Below are 14,162 nucleotides of genomic sequence, written 5' to 3' on the forward strand. Positions count from 1 at the left end.
GAGCTATCCGTGGTTTCTTAGAGTTTTCGGATCGTGTCGCCCAGTTGCAGCACGGGCTCCATTTCAATCACCTCGCCAGTGGCTTGACCGCCTTGCGAGCGCGCGGCCACGATCTGGGCCGCTTTGCGCCCAATTTTGCCGCGACACGCGTCCATCGTGGCAAGCCGTTGCGAGAACCCGTCCAACAAATCAAGTCCATTAAACCCTGCAAGCCCGATCCGATTGGGCACGTCCAGCCCCTGATCGCGGCAATATAACAGCCCGCCAGCGCCGACCATATCATTGGAATAATAGATGAAATCCAAGTTCGGGTTGCGTTTCAACAGGGCGTCGGTCATCTCGCGACCCTTTGCCAAGGCAGAGCCGCCCGAGTAAAATTCGGCATCGGCCAAGGCGACCCCGGCTTTTGCCAAACCCTCTTTAAACCCTTCGAACCGTTTGCGCGCGCGGTGATCCTCGGGCATTTTCGTGCCGATAAACCCGATCCGGCGATAGCCTGCCGCAATGATCGCCTCGGCCATATGCAGCCCGGCGCGGCGATGCGAAATACCGACAACGCTATCAATGCCCTCGCCATCGACATCCATAATCTCGACCACCGGAATGTCAGTGTTTCGCAACATCGCGCGCGCGGCATCGGTATGTTCCAGCCCGGCAATGATCACCCCGGACGGGCGCCATGACAGCATCTCATACAGCACCTGTTCCTCTTTCTCAGGAGAGTAATTGGTGACGCCGACAACAGGTTGCAGCCCGGTATCTTCCAACTCATCCGATATGTTTGACAGCACTTTCGGAAAAACAAGGTTGGACAGCGACGGGATAATCACGGCCACCAAATTGACCCGCTGCGAGGCCAGCGCGCCCGCGATTTTGTTGGGCACATAGCCCAGCGTTTTTGCGGCCTTCAATACCTTTTCTCGGGTCGCATCTGACACATCGCCGCGATTGCGCAAAACCCGGCTGACCGTCATCTCCGAGACCCCCGAGGCTTCGGACACATCGCGCAAAGTTAGGGGGCGGCGGAGATCATGAGGGCGGGTCACGCAAACATCCTTTGATGGTGTTATTCTTGTTAGCGCCAAACATTTCCCTTGCGCAAGCGAATGATGCGCGTCATGTTAGCGGTAACAGAAGCCGGGAGCTTCGGCCAATCCGACTTCTGACATCACCTAGCTCACGCGCATGTAACGCACGCGGGACAGGTACCAAAAGGGGGAGCGGTGGGCCAATACGCTTCCCCTTTTCGTTTTCAATCCCCTCACGCACTTGCACGATTGCTGCTTTGACGCCATCAAGGGCCGCGTGGTCCCGTGGCTCAACTGGATAGAGCAGCCCCCTCCTAAGGGGCAGGTTGTTGGTTCGAATCCAACCGGGATCACCAATCACTACACAAAAAAAGGCCCACACTGGGCGGGCCTTTCGATGTAATTTTGGGTGGATCAGATTTCGGTCCAAGCCTTGTCTTCGCCGCCCAGACCACCGATCTGCACGCGGGTTGTCAGGCCGATGCGTGCAAGCACGGTAAAGAACGGCTTCGGGTCCAGCTCTTCGACGTTCTTCATCGTCTTGGCCTCCCAATCGCCCTGCGCAACTAAAATTGCGGCGGCGACTGCGGGCACACCTGCCGTGTAGGAAATGCCCTGCGAGCCGACTTCGTTATAGGCCTCTTTGTGATCGGCCACGTTATAGACGAACAACTCAATCTCTGCGCCTTCTTTCACGCCTTTCACAAGATCGCCGATGCAGGTCTTGCCAGTGTAGTTGGGCGCCAGCGAAGACGGATCGGGCAAACAGGCCTTAACCACCTTGAGCGGGATGACCTCTTGCCCCTCGGCAGTGGTAACGGGAAGCTCCGACAGTAGGCCGATATTCTTCAGCACCGTGAACACGTTGATGTAGTGATCGCCAAAGCCCATCCAGAAGCGCACGTCGGCATCGGGGTAATTCGCGGCTAGCGAATGCACCTCGTCATGACCCGACATATAGGCTTTTTGCTTGCCCACCACCGGCAGATCCCACTCGCGGCCGACCTCGAACATCGCGTTTTCCTGCCACGCGCCTTGCTGCCAAGAATAGACGGTGCCGGTGAACTCGCGGAAGTTGATCTCGGGGTCGAAGTTGGTCGCGAAATACTTGCCGTGCGAGCCTGCGTTGATATCCACGATATCGATGGATTTGACCGTATCCATCTGATCGGCGGCAAAGCGGGCATAGGCGTTGACCACGCCCGGATCGAACCCAGCCCCCAAGATCGCCGTCACGCCCTTTTGTGCGCAGAGATCGCGCTTTTTCCACTCATAGTTGGCATACCACGGCGGGGTCTCGCAGATCTTGTCTGGCTCTTCGTGAATCGCCGTGTCGATATAGGCCGCGCCGGTCTCGATACAGGCATCCAGCACGTATTTGTTCACGAAAGGCGAGCCGACATTGATCACGATCTGCGCGCCCGTCTTACGGATCAGATCGGCGGTTGCGGCCACATCCATCGCATCAAGCGCATGGGCCTCAAACGTGCCCTCGACCTTCATTGCGCCCTTTTCGCGCACGCTATCAAGAATCGCGTCGCATTTCGCCATGGTGCGCGAGGCGATGTGAAGATCTCCGAGAATATCGTTATTCTGCGCGCATTTATGGGCCACGACTTGTGCGACACCGCCCGCTCCGATGATGAGAACGTTCTTTTTCACTTCGGCTGTCTCCTTTTGATTGGACAGGGGAAGGGGGCGCAAGCGCCCTCAGGACAATGAGGACAGGTAGTCCTCATAGGTGAAGTCTTTGATCCGCTCAATCGTGCCATCAGCACGGCGAATCGCAATTGCCGGCATGGTCACGCCGTTGAACCAGTTCTTTTTGACCATCGTATAGCCGGCCGCATCGGCAATCGAAATCCGGTCGCCGATCTGCAAGGGCGCGTCGAATTTGCCATCGCCAAAGATATCGCCCGCCAGACAGGTTTTGCCCGCGATCTGATACTCATGCGTGCCGTTTTGCGGCAGTTTCGCCGTCTCGCGATAGATCAGCAGATCGAGCATATGCGCCTCAATCGAGCTGTCCACGATGGCGATTTTTTTGCCATTATCGAGAATATCCAGCACCGACACTTCAAGGCTGGCGGTTTGCGTGATCGCCGCCTCGCCGGGTTCCAGATAAACTTGCACGCCGAAATCGTCGGAAAACCGTTTCAGCCGATCTGCAAGATCATCCAGCGGATAGTCCTCGCCGGTAAAATGAATACCGCCGCCCAGACTGACCCAATCGAGCCGCTTGAGGATATCGCCAAACTCCGCCTCGATCCGGCCAAGCTGATGATCGAACAGCGCAAAGTCACTATTCTCGCAGTTATAATGGATCATCACGCCCGAGATCCGCCCCATCGCGACCTCAAGCCGTTCGGTATCCCATTCACCCAACCGCGAGAACGGCCGTGCCGGGTCGGCCAGATCGAAACCGCTGGTCGAAAACCGCGGGTTGAGCCGCAGACCACGTTCGATATGCGCAGCCTTGTCGCCGAAACGGTCCAACTGGCTGAGCGAATTGAAGATAATCTTGTCGGCGTAACCGATCGCCTCGTCGATTTCGCCATCCGTCCACGCCACGGAATAGGCGTGGGTTTCCTTGCCGAATTTCTCACGCCCCAAATGTAGCTCGAACAAAGAACTCGAGGTCGTGCCATCCAGATAGGGGCGCATGATGTCAAACGCCGACCATGTGGCAAAGCATTTCAGCGCCAGCAGTGCCTTCGCCCCCGAGCGGTCGCGCAGGCGTTCGATCTTGCGCATATTCGCAAGCAGGCGCGTCTCGTCGATAAGGTAGAAGGGCGTGTCGGACATGGCGTTTCCCTCGGCAGAACAGGCACGGGATATAGGACGCATGTGACAGCGGTGCAACCGGACTCAATCGACGCGGATCGCCTCTTTCGCGACGCTCAGCGCATAGCCCTTACGCGCGATATTGCGCACCAGCAGCTCTGTCACCAGCTGATTTCCCAACGCATCGCGCAGCCGTTTGATCCGCGTCGCGCCCGCCGCCTCTTCGCAATCAGCCGCATCGCGCCCCGAGATCATCGCCTCAATCTGCACGCCCGTGAGAATATCGTCATCCATCCGCGCTTCGGCCAGAACCGAGAGCGTCTCAATCGCGGCGGGCGTCAGAGAAAACGCCATATCGTTCAGCATCACGGCGTTCTCGCTGCGCAGGATGCGCAAGGATTGCACCTCGATTCCGGCACGACGAATCTCGATCATGCGCCGATTCAGCCCGATCAGCAGCAGTAAGAAGATTAGCGTGACGATCAAAAGCGCCGCCGCAAAGATCAGCAGGATGAAAATGATCACCCGGTAGCTCGACAGCACATCGGAAAACGCCGTGCCCGATTGCGCCAACACCTCGAGCAATTTGATCTCAGCCTGCGAGGTCAGATTGTTGTTCTGCACGAAAATCTGTTCAACCCGCGCGTTGAACGCGTTTGCATCGGGGAGTGCCGCAAACAGCAAGCCCGCCGCCACGGCGAGAATCGCGACCACCGCCGCAATCCCGCCGATGACCGCGCGCGAACCCAGCCGCAAGCTGTCAGTAACGGAGGAAAAATGGTCCGGCACTGGCCTTCCTTTGCGCTAAGCCTTCGGGGCCGAATGTGGAGACAACCGTAAGCAAGGTCCAGCCCGCAGCCCGCAGCCTCGGCGCTAATTCGCGCGCGGCCTTCTGTTTCGAGCACGCCCCGTCCGAGACTTTCGCAACGCCATATTGCAACTGCAACGGGTTGTCGCGCTTGGCTTTGTAATCGGCATAACACTCGGCCTGAGCCGTGCCTGCGATGGCGATAAAGGCGCATATGAGGATGAGCTGTTTCATGCCGATCACGTTGCGCAAAGTGGCGCTGTTATTCAATAGCGAAAGGGGGTTGGCGTGGTTGATATCTGATAACAAGGCGGCGTTATTGCCTGTCGATGGCGGTTGGGGCGAGGGTTGGGGCATCGCAACCGATGCGGCCTGAACGGGTCGCTGCACCGAAAGGACCGATCATGTCGCTCAAAACCAAAATCACCGCATTGTTCACGGCTTCTGCACTGGCCTTGGGCACGTTTGGAATCTCGGCCAGCCCCGCTGCCGCGCTGGGCAAAAAGGATCGTCAGGCACTGACGGTTATCCTTGGGGTCGGAGCGGCTGCGCTGCTCCTTGATTCGGCGAATAACAATCAACGCCATGTGCGCCATGCGCCGCCGCCCCCTCCGCGTGTGGTGTATCGCGAAGTGCGTCGCGATGATCGCCATGATGCGCGTCGCATCGACCGTCGTATTGACCGCCGTATCGATCGCCGCGTTGACCGCCGCATCGACGCCCACAATCGCAACCGCTGGGATCAACACAACCAGCGCGGCACGCGTTACGAGCGGCGCTGATCCAGTTGGCAGGTGCCACTTAAGAGCACCAATCGAGCAGGGGCGGGGGCACATGGCCCCCGCTTTTTTCGTTGAACGCCCGCGCGATCCGGGGCATTCCGGCACCATGACACAGAGTCCAGATTACGCCTTCGAAAGCGCCGCCCTTGCGCGCGGCTTCACCCTGATCGCTGGCGTCGATGAGGTCGGGCGTGGCCCACTATGCGGCCCCGTCACCGCCGCCGCCGTGGTGCTGGACCCTGCCAGCATTCCCGCAGGCCTGAATGATTCCAAGAAACTCAGCGCGACAAAACGCGCCAAGCTTGCCGCCGAGATCATGCAAACCGCGCAGTTCTGCGTCGCCCATGCCAGCGTTGAGGAAATCGACGAGATCAACATCCTGCAAGCCTCGCATCTGGCGATGTGCCGCGCGGTTGCGGGACTGCCCAAGCGCCCCGATCACGTCTTGGTCGATGGAAACCGCCTTCCGCGCGACCTTGACCTCTCAGCCGAAGCCGTGGTGAAAGGCGATGGCCGTTCTGTATCGATTGCGGCGGCCTCAATTCTTGCCAAAGAAGCACGCGATTTGCTGATGGTGGATTTGGCGCAACAGTATCCGGGCTATGGCTGGGAACGCAACGCGGGCTACCCGACCAAGGACCATCTGCAAGCGCTCCTAGATTTGGGGGTAACCCCCGTTCATAGACGTTCGTTCAAGCCCGTCCACAATATCTTGTGCCAAGTGAAATCTATAACCCCTTGATTCAAAAAAGAAATTGACTGCGAATCGCCTTTGACTCATCTTGGACTGCATAGATCGGCGCAAAAGCCGACACCCGATAGGCGGGCAGAAAGAGGCGAGTATGACCAAAATCAAGACCCCGGCGGCGCGCAATGCGCTGCCCCTGAACCAGATTCTTGCAGGTGACTGCATCGAGGTAATGAACAGCCTGCCCGAGGGTAGCGTTGACCTGATTTTTGCCGATCCACCATACAACCTGCAATTGCGCGGCGATCTGCATCGGCCCGACAATTCCAAGGTCGACGCGGTGGATGACGCGTGGGATCAATTCGGCTCGTTCGCGCATTACGACCAGTTTACCCGCGACTGGCTGGCCGCCGCGCGTCGTATCCTGAAACCCAATGGTGCGATCTGGGTCATCGGCTCGTATCACAACGTGTTCCGAATGGGCGCCGAGTTGCAAAACCAAGGGTTTTGGATTCTCAATGATGTGGTCTGGCGCAAATCGAACCCGATGCCGAATTTCCGCGGCAAACGCCTGACCAACGCGCATGAAACGCTGATCTGGGCCTCAAAGGCCGAGGGCGCGAAATACACCTTCAACTACGAGGCGCTGAAATCGCTGAACGAGGGTATTCAGATGCGTTCGGATTGGGTGATCCCGATCTGCAATGGCGGTGAGCGTCTCAAGGATGAAAACGGCGACAAAGCCCATCCCACGCAAAAACCCGAAGCCCTGCTGCATCGCCTTATCGTAGGCACTACTAACCCCGGCGATGTTGTGCTGGATCCGTTCTTTGGCACCGGCACTTCGGGGGCCGTGGCGAAAATGTTGGGCCGTGATTTTATCGGCATCGAGCGCGAGGAAAGCTACCGCGAAGTCGCGCAGAAACGTCTGTCAAAAATCCGCAAATTCGACCGCGAGGCGCTAGAGGTCTCGACCTCGAAGCGCTCTGAACCACGTGTACCCTTCGGTCAACTGGTAGAACGCGGCATGCTGCGCCCGGGCGAAGAGTTGTTTTCGATGAACGGGCGTCACAAGGTCAAGGTGCGCGCCGATGGCACGCTGATAGGCGATGATGTCAAAGGCTCGATCCACCAAGTGGGTGCCCATCTCGAAGGTGCGCCCAGTTGCAATGGCTGGACCTACTGGACGTTTAAGCGCGATGGCAAACAGGTTCCCATCGACCTTCTGCGCCAACAGATCCGCGCCGAAATGAACTGAGCTTCATACTAACCACAAAGTTTACCGCCAGTGCCTGAGGGTCGCCCTCAGGCACAGCCTTGCCCCGTCGTGTCAAAGCGACGGGGCCTTTTGCGTTTGAAGGAAAACGGGGGCGCTGCCCCCTCTGGCTGCGCCATTCACCCCCGGGATATTTCGATCAAGAGGAAGTTAGGGCTTTCTTTACCAGAATCAGGCGAGCTTGGCCCTACGGAACAGGCGGGGACGCCGATGGCCGTTCAAGGGGAAGCGCCCGGCCTTGCTACCCAAAGACGGGCCCGAGCCGGGCGTTTTTTCTTCCTCTTGATTAAAATATCCCGGGGGAGGCCGCAGGCCGGGGGCAGCGCCCCCAATCCGGTCAGCTTTCTTCCAGCCGCGCGCGCAATTCGCGTAAGACCGGCAAGGTTGCGCGCACTTTATCGGGGCCCAGATCGCGCACGATCCCGCCAATGATCGGCATTAACGACGCCAGCGCGCTATCGCGGGCCCGCCGACCCGAGGGCGACAGCGACACCCATTTGCGCCGCGCATCATCCCAATCGGGGCGGACATGCACATGTCCCGCCCATTCCAGCTTGGCAAGCGTATTGGTCATTGCGCCGCGCGTGACATGCAGCGCCTCGGCCAACTGTGCGGGCGTGCGTTCTTCATTGATGTGGCTGAGCAGGTTGAGCACCGAAAAATGTGAGATTTCCATCCCTTTGGGCAGCGCGCGGCTGACCACATTGCGCGCCAACTGGTCGGCCATGAAGACCTCGGCGAACAGGGCTGCGGCAAGGGGATCGGGATCTTGGCTCACGGTGCCTCATAGCTCCGGTCGTGAAACAGCGAGCGCAGGCGCTCGCGTGTCGTTTCGACCTCATCCAGATTGATATCAACAAGGCTCACTCCCGGCTCAGTGCCGCCATCGGCCAACACATCGCCCCAAGGGTTCACTGCCAGCGAATGTCCCCAGGTTTTGCGTGGGCGCCCCTCGTGCGCGCCATGCGTGCCACATTGCGCCGGCGCGAGGACGAAGCACGAGTTTTCAATCGCGCGCGCCCGCACCAGCACTTCCCAATGGGCACGCCCGGTGCCCGCAGTAAAAGCCGCCGGAATCGTCAGCATCTTTGCTCCGGCCTGTGCGAGTTGGCGATACAGATGGGGAAAGCGCAAATCGTAGCATATTGACATCCCGATTAGACCGTATTTCGAGGGTGCAAGCACCGCCTGTTTGCCGGGGCGATAGCCCTCTGATTCGCGGTAACGCTCGGTTTCAGACACATCGAGATCAAACATGTGAATCTTGTCATAACTCGCCCTGATGGCCCCTTTGCGTCCGATCAGAAAAGATCGGTTGGCGAAGCGTCCGTCATCATCCTCTGTTTTCAGACACAGCGAGCCAATCAGGACATAGACGCCCAGCCGTTCCGCCTCTTGCCGCATCGCAGCCAGCGTGGGGTCATTATGTTCGTGATGCAGCACCTCGCGCTGGTAGGCGCGATCTGAGGAAATTAGGTTGGTGCATTCGGGCGTGGCGATCATCTGCGCGCCTCCGGCCGCAGCTTCACGGATGAACTCTAGCGTGACCGGCAGGTTCTTGACCGGGTCATCGGTGACAGAAAGCTGAACCAGAGCGGCCTTCATCGCGTCACCCCGCCAACAACGAATCAAGCTTGCCCGAATGGTCAAGCGCGTGCAGTTCGTCGCAGCCGCCAATCGGCTGATCATCGATGAAAATCTGGGGGACCGTGCGCCCACCCTTGGCGCGCTGCATCATCTGCGCGCGCAGATGCGGGTCGCGGCCCACATCGGTTTCTTCATAGGCAACACCTTTTTGATCCAGCAGGCGCTTGGCCATGATGCAAAACGGGCAGGTTCGGGTCGTATAGATCTCGACGCGCTTCATGCGAAAGTCCCTTTCAAGTCGGCTCGACTATAGGGATTTAGGGCGCCTTCGCAACGCGCGCCAGTGTCACAACGTCAACTCGGGCAGCACCAGCTTGCATGGCCGCCTGTGTCGCCGCCCCCAGCGTCGCCCCCGAGGTCATCACATCGTCCACAATCAGCACGTTGCGTCCCGCGATCTGATCGGCGCGTGCCGGGTTTACAGTGATCGCATCGGCGAGATTGGCAAGCCGTGCGTTGCGGTCGTGACCCTTTTGGCTGGGGGTGTTTCGAGTGCGCAGCAACAAGTCGACGCAGCCCTCGCGCCCGGTGATCCGCGCTATCGTCTGTGCCAGTAGCGCGGATTGGTTGTAGCGCCGTTTCAGCAATCGCCAGCGATGCAGGGGGATCGCCGTAATCAGCGTTTCGGGGGTGATCAAGGGGCGCGCTGCCTGCGCCATCCACCCTGCCATTGGGCGTACCAGATCAAGCCGGTCCGCATGTTTGAATGCCAGCACCAGATCGCGCCCGACTCCGGAATACATCATCGCGGTGCGCCCGCGTGTCCAAGGTCGCGAGTGGGTCAGGCAGTCATCACAGAATACCGCCTCGGTCGGATCATCACCGGGCAGCGGCACCCCGCAAGCGTCGCACGCCGTTCCACTGGCGAAACTCGTCTGCTCCCAGCAGGTCAGGCACAATCCGAAATCAGACCCGACCTCTTCGCCGCAGGCAATGCAGCGCGGCGGGAAAACGGCGTGCAGCGCATGCATCCCTCCCGCTAGCATCCGTGCGCGAAGCACGCTAAGACCTGTCTCAGCCATGAACATACCGCCCCTCTTGACCGACCGCGCCGCCTTGATGCGCCAACGCGCCCGCGCCGCGCGCGCCCCCGAGCTGTTCTTGCATGAGGATGCGGCCGATGAGCTGTATGAAAGGCTCCAAGAGGTTAACAGAACCTTTACAGCACCCGCCGTAATCACCGCTTTTCCCGAGCCGTGGCAAAATATCCTGCCCGACGCCAAGATTGTGGCCGATAGCGACCTGCTTGATTTGCAGGCAGGCGCGCATGATCTGGTCGTGAACGCGATGTGCTTGCATTGGGCGAATGATCCGGTCGGTCAGATGGTGCAGGCCGCCCATGCGCTAGAACCCGACGGACTGTTTTTGGCGGTGATGTTTGGCGGCCAGACCCTGAACGAGCTGCGCGCGGCGCTGGCGCAGGCCGAGGCAGAGATCACCGGCGGCCTTAGCCCGCGCGTTCTGCCAATGGGCGAAATTCGCGACCTTGGGGCTTTGCTCGGGCGGGCTGGGTTCGCGTTGCCGGTGGCGGATGCGGTGACGCGTAAGGTGACTTACGAGACGCCGCTACGCCTGCTTAGCGATCTGCGCGCCATGGGCGAGACCAACGCGCTTGCCGCCCGCAGCCGCCATTTCACCCGCCGCGACGTGATGGCTGAGGCGCTGCGGATCTATTCCGATACCTATCGCGAGCCCGATGGCCGCGTGCGCGCCACGTTTGAGATGGTCTGGCTGACGGGCTGGAAACCCCATCCCAAACAGCAAAAACCACTGCGCCCCGGATCAGCCGCGAAACGTTTGGCCGACGCGCTGGGCACGATGGAAATTCCAACGGGTGACAAGCCGGGCCATTGATTGGCCCACCGCCGTCTACCCCAGCGCGGTTAAGAACGCTTTTGACCACCAGTGAACATCGTATGTGGTCAGCCCCCTCATCAGTGCGTGATACCGCTCACGCCGTTCAGACAGCGACATCAGCAAAGCGGTGAGCATCGAGGTCGCCATCTGCTCGGTGTCATGGGGATTGACGATCAGCGCCTCCTCCATCTGTTCGGCCGCGCCAGCAAATTGCGACAAGATCAGCACGCCGGGATTTTCGGGGTTTTGCGCCGCGATATATTCCTTGGCCACCAGATTCATCCCATCCATCAGCGGCGTCACCAACCCTACTTGCGAGGCCCGATACAGCCCCGCTAGAACCGCGCGCGGCACGGGACGGTTGATAAAGCGGATCGGTGCCCATTGGATATCGGCGAATTGCCCGTTGATGCGGCCCGAAAGATGCTCGGTCTCTTCGCGAATGTCGTCATAGGCGGGCACGCCTTCGCGTGTGGGCGGGGAAATCTGGATCAGCGAGACATGACGGTGCCAATCCTCGTGGCGTTCCAGAAACTCGCCAAAAGCGCGAAACCTTTGCGGCACGCCCTTTGAATAATCCAGCCGATCCACCCCGATCATCAGGCTGCGATTGGCTTTGATGATGCCTGCGGGCAGCTTTTCGATCTCGCGCTCGGCAAGCGTTTTGAATTCGCCCGCGTCGATGGAAATCGGAAACGCCTCGATGCGGCACTGACGCGGCGACAGGTGCACAAAGCCGTTGCCCAAATCCGAACCACCACCGATCTCGACCATTGAGGCCAGACAGGCGCGCACATCGCGCTCGGCCTGCAATCCCACCAAATCAAAATTCGACAACCACTGGCAAATCTCACGCCCGTTGGGCAGGGCCTGCATTGAGATCGGGCCGGGAAACGGCGTGTGCAGGAAGAACCCCATAGGGCTTTGCACGCCCAGTGCGCGCAGTTCATAGGCCAATGGCAGAAAATGGAAATCATGTACCCAGATCCGGTCATCGGGCTGGATGATCGGCGCAAGCATCTTGGCCAGCCGCCGATTCACCTGCTTGTAAGAGTTCAGATATTCGTGCTGAATCTGCATCAGATCGGTGCGGCCGTGAAACAGGGGCCACAGCACCGAATTGGAATAACCGTCGTAATACAGCGCGTGCTCTTCTTCGGTCAGATCAAAGCACAGCCGCTTGAACGGCCCGCCCTTGATCTCGCGCAGCGCGGTGCCGGGCTGTTCGGCAATCTCGCCCGACGTGCCGATCCATAATCCGCCGTTTTCGGTGAGAACATCGCCCAGCGCCACGACCAGCCCGCCCGAGGGGTTCGCCCCGGTGGGAATGCGGTTTGATAGGCATATCAATCGTCCCACGCTCAGCCCTCCAACGCCGCAGACAGCCACACGCGCAACTGATTTGGCGCATCCAGTCGAAACCGCGCAACACTGTCGCCCGCGCCTATCTTGATCCCGAAACCACCATGTTCTTCAGCCCAAGCCAGCGCGGGCTCGTCGGTGGTATCATCGCCCGCATAGACCGGGCGGCGGGCGCCAAAGACGGGCAGGCCGGACAAAAGCGCCAGCGCGCCGTCCTTAGAAAACCCCGCAGGACGCAGTTCTACTGCCATCTTCGCAGGCTGCACGGAAAATTCGTGATAGCGATCGGCCAGCTCTTGGGCAAAGGTTTCAACGTCTGTTTGCCGATGCGGATTTGCACGAAAATGCACCGCGCCGCCATGGCTTTTGTGTTCATACAGCAGGCCCAGATTGCTTGCGAAATCCACCATCTCTTTTTGCAACTCCAACAGGCCCTCAGGCTGATGCGCCATCGGCGCGGTCATGCCGCGTGCCTCGGCCCCATGAGAGCCCACCATAGGCCCGTCAAACCCTCGCAAAAACGTCTCTAACTCGTGCAAAGAACGCCCTGACACGATGGCAAGCGCCCCGTTGAGATGCGCGGACAACTCCTGCAAAACGTCGGGCAAATCATCGGGCACTTTGATGGCATTGGGGGTGGGCGCAATCTCGACAAGACAGCCGTCGAAATCCAGAAAAAGAGCATCCCCCGCAGCGTTCAGGGCGGGCGGTTCCGGTTTGGCGGGGGTTTTGTCATCCAAAGTCATGGTGCGAACGTAAGTGATCCTGTCCCGGTTGGATAGGCCGCATTGACCTGACCGGGAAACCCGTTAAGCCGGGATCAGGTTCCAGAAGACTAAAGACAGGACAGTGACAGATGACGAATGACGCCGCCACGCGCCTTGCCCATGCGCCAGCCGACCATCCGCCCGTGAAAGCCGCCAAAATCGGCTTGCTTGTGGCCAATCTTGGAACGCCGGACGGCACGGATTACTGGTCGATGCGTCGATATCTGAGCGAGTTTTTGTCCGACCACCGGGTCGTCGATATCGCTCGCTGGAAATGGCAGCCGCTTTTGCAGTTAATCATCCTAACCAAGCGGCCCTTTACCAGCGGCGCGAATTATAAAACGATCTGGAACAACGAAGCCGATGAAAGCCCGCTGATGACGATCACCAAGCAGCAGGTTGCCAAGCTGCGCGCGGCGGCTTCGCAGCACTACGGGGCTGAGGTGGTGGTCGATTACTGCATGCGCTACGGCAACCCCTCGACGCAATCGGTGGTGGACCGCATGGTCGAGCAGGGCTGTGAAAAGATACTGTTTGTGCCGCTTTATCCGCAATATGCCGGCCCGACCTCGGCCACGGCCAATGATGAATTCTTCCGCGCCTTGATGAAGCAGAAACGCCAGCCTGCCGCGCGTGTCGCCCCCGAATATTTCGATCGCCCCAGCTATATCGAGGCGCTCGCAAGCTCGGTTGAGCGCGTATATGCCACGCTGGATACCAAACCCGATGTGCTGGTGGCCTCGTATCACGGGATGCCGCAGCGCTATCTGATGGAGGGCGATCCCTACCATTGCCAATGCCAGAAAACCTCGCGCCTGCTGCGCGAGCGGCTGGGCTGGGACAAGGACAGCATCGACACGACCTTCCAGTCGGTCTTTGGCCGTGAGGTTTGGCTCAAGCCCTACACGGTCGAACATGTTGCCGAACTCGCCAAGGCTGGCAAAAAGAATATCGCGGTGATTTCGCCCGCCTTTTCCGCCGATTGCATCGAGACGCTCGAAGAGATCAACGGCGAGATCTGCGAAGCGTTCAAACATGCGGGCGGCGAGACGTTCACCTATATTCCCTGCCTGAATGACGACGATCTGCATATCGCGGCGCTGATGGATCTGGTGCAGGAAAATCTGGCGGGCTGGATCGAATAGACCCTATTCCCACTTAAA

Annotated in this window: 17 protein-coding genes and 1 tRNA gene; 7 read left to right on the top strand and 11 right to left on the bottom strand. The window is 59.3% G+C overall.

Annotation, left to right across the window (positions count from 1 at the left end; translation table 11 throughout):
- Positions 1 to 17 precede the first annotated feature (17 nt).
- The gene (locus tag ACN0SD_RS01250; RefSeq protein ID WP_417806397.1) at positions 18 to 1,046 is read right to left on the bottom strand and encodes a LacI family DNA-binding transcriptional regulator; all 1,029 of its coding nucleotides are present in this window, start codon (positions 1,044 to 1,046) and stop codon (positions 18 to 20) included.
- A 261-nt stretch (positions 1,047 to 1,307) separates the two neighbouring features.
- Here ACN0SD_RS01250 and ACN0SD_RS01255 point away from each other — a divergent pair.
- A tRNA-Arg gene (locus tag ACN0SD_RS01255) sits at positions 1,308 to 1,384 on the top strand.
- 58 nt (positions 1,385 to 1,442) lie between these two features.
- Here the strand turns inward: ACN0SD_RS01255 and ACN0SD_RS01260 are convergent.
- The 4 genes from ACN0SD_RS01260 to ACN0SD_RS01275 all read right to left on the bottom strand — a co-directional run bounded on the left by ACN0SD_RS01260 (position 1,443) and on the right by ACN0SD_RS01275 (position 4,854).
- Positions 1,443 to 2,690 carry a saccharopine dehydrogenase family protein gene (locus ACN0SD_RS01260; protein WP_417806398.1) on the bottom strand — a complete coding sequence of 416 codons (1,248 nt, stop codon included), beginning with the start codon at positions 2,688 to 2,690 and terminating at the stop codon, positions 1,443 to 1,445.
- Between the two features lie 48 nt (positions 2,691 to 2,738).
- Entirely contained in the window at positions 2,739 to 3,833 is a 1,095-nt protein-coding gene (gene nspC / locus ACN0SD_RS01265; protein ID WP_417806399.1) for a carboxynorspermidine decarboxylase, read from the bottom strand.
- Positions 3,834 to 3,896: 63 nt separating this feature from the next.
- A complete protein-coding gene (locus ACN0SD_RS01270; protein ID WP_417806400.1) occupies positions 3,897 to 4,601 on the bottom strand; it encodes a hypothetical protein in 705 nt (234 codons plus the stop codon).
- The gene (locus ACN0SD_RS01275) at positions 4,573 to 4,854 is read right to left on the bottom strand and encodes a hypothetical protein (protein ID WP_417806401.1); all 282 of its coding nucleotides are present in this window, start codon (positions 4,852 to 4,854) and stop codon (positions 4,573 to 4,575) included. The genes ACN0SD_RS01270 and ACN0SD_RS01275 overlap by 29 nt, the downstream gene beginning before the upstream one ends.
- Here ACN0SD_RS01275 and ACN0SD_RS01280 point away from each other — a divergent pair.
- The 4 genes from ACN0SD_RS01280 (at position 4,853) to ACN0SD_RS01295 (ending at position 7,348) form a co-directional block, all read left to right on the top strand.
- Positions 4,853 to 4,996, top strand: a complete 144-nt coding sequence (locus ACN0SD_RS01280; RefSeq protein WP_417806402.1) for a hypothetical protein — start codon at positions 4,853 to 4,855, stop codon at positions 4,994 to 4,996. The genes ACN0SD_RS01275 and ACN0SD_RS01280 overlap by 2 nt on opposite strands.
- Positions 4,997 to 5,024: 28 nt before the next feature.
- Positions 5,025 to 5,402 (top strand): hypothetical protein, encoded by a 378-nt coding sequence (locus ACN0SD_RS01285; protein ID WP_417806403.1) that lies wholly within the window; start codon positions 5,025 to 5,027, stop codon positions 5,400 to 5,402.
- 106 nt (positions 5,403 to 5,508) lie between these two features.
- Positions 5,509 to 6,144 (top strand): ribonuclease HII, encoded by a 636-nt coding sequence (locus tag ACN0SD_RS01290; RefSeq protein ID WP_417806752.1) that lies wholly within the window; start codon positions 5,509 to 5,511, stop codon positions 6,142 to 6,144.
- Positions 6,145 to 6,244: 100 nt separating this feature from the next.
- Complete coding sequence (locus ACN0SD_RS01295; RefSeq protein ID WP_417806404.1) at positions 6,245 to 7,348, top strand: site-specific DNA-methyltransferase; 1,104 nt, start codon at positions 6,245 to 6,247, stop codon at positions 7,346 to 7,348.
- A 355-nt stretch (positions 7,349 to 7,703) separates the two neighbouring features.
- On the opposite strand, the gene ACN0SD_RS01300 is transcribed toward ACN0SD_RS01295, so the two are convergent.
- The 4 genes from ACN0SD_RS01300 to ACN0SD_RS01315 are packed head-to-tail and all read right to left on the bottom strand — an operon-like array spanning position 7,704 to position 10,035.
- Positions 7,704 to 8,144 carry a MarR family winged helix-turn-helix transcriptional regulator gene (locus ACN0SD_RS01300; protein ID WP_417806405.1) on the bottom strand — a complete coding sequence of 147 codons (441 nt, stop codon included), beginning with the start codon at positions 8,142 to 8,144 and terminating at the stop codon, positions 7,704 to 7,706.
- Positions 8,141 to 8,971, bottom strand: a complete 831-nt coding sequence (locus tag ACN0SD_RS01305) for a carbon-nitrogen hydrolase family protein (protein WP_417806406.1) — start codon at positions 8,969 to 8,971, stop codon at positions 8,141 to 8,143. Before ACN0SD_RS01305 ends, ACN0SD_RS01300 begins: the two co-directional genes overlap by 4 nt.
- A 4-nt stretch (positions 8,972 to 8,975) precedes the next feature.
- A complete protein-coding gene (gene grxC / locus ACN0SD_RS01310) occupies positions 8,976 to 9,233 on the bottom strand; it encodes a glutaredoxin 3 (protein ID WP_417806407.1) in 258 nt (85 codons plus the stop codon).
- Positions 9,234 to 9,270: 37 nt separating this feature from the next.
- Positions 9,271 to 10,035, bottom strand: a complete 765-nt coding sequence (locus ACN0SD_RS01315) for a ComF family protein (RefSeq protein WP_417806408.1) — start codon at positions 10,033 to 10,035, stop codon at positions 9,271 to 9,273.
- On the opposite strand from ACN0SD_RS01315, the gene ACN0SD_RS01320 reads away from it, so the two are divergent.
- Positions 10,034 to 10,867: an SAM-dependent methyltransferase gene (locus ACN0SD_RS01320; RefSeq protein WP_417806409.1), complete on the top strand. Its 834-nt coding sequence runs from the start codon at positions 10,034 to 10,036 to the stop codon at positions 10,865 to 10,867. The two genes, ACN0SD_RS01315 and ACN0SD_RS01320, sit on opposite strands and share 2 nt — an antisense overlap.
- Before the next feature lie 15 nt (positions 10,868 to 10,882).
- Here ACN0SD_RS01320 and ACN0SD_RS01325 read toward each other — a convergent pair whose 3' ends face one another.
- Together ACN0SD_RS01325 and otsB are read right to left on the bottom strand one after the other, a co-directional pair.
- Complete coding sequence (locus tag ACN0SD_RS01325) at positions 10,883 to 12,229, bottom strand: alpha,alpha-trehalose-phosphate synthase (UDP-forming) (protein ID WP_417806410.1); 1,347 nt, start codon at positions 12,227 to 12,229, stop codon at positions 10,883 to 10,885.
- A 2-nt stretch (positions 12,230 to 12,231) separates the two neighbouring features.
- The gene (gene otsB / locus ACN0SD_RS01330) at positions 12,232 to 12,978 is read right to left on the bottom strand and encodes a trehalose-phosphatase (RefSeq protein WP_417806411.1); all 747 of its coding nucleotides are present in this window, start codon (positions 12,976 to 12,978) and stop codon (positions 12,232 to 12,234) included.
- Positions 12,979 to 13,088: 110 nt separating this feature from the next.
- On the opposite strand from otsB, the gene hemH reads away from it, so the two are divergent.
- A complete protein-coding gene (gene hemH / locus ACN0SD_RS01335; RefSeq protein ID WP_417806412.1) occupies positions 13,089 to 14,144 on the top strand; it encodes a ferrochelatase in 1,056 nt (351 codons plus the stop codon).
- Positions 14,145 to 14,162: the final 18 nt, after the last annotated feature.

It is taken from the genome of Thioclava sp. (assembly GCF_048263065.1).
Taxonomy (GTDB): domain Bacteria; phylum Pseudomonadota; class Alphaproteobacteria; order Rhodobacterales; family Rhodobacteraceae; genus Thioclava.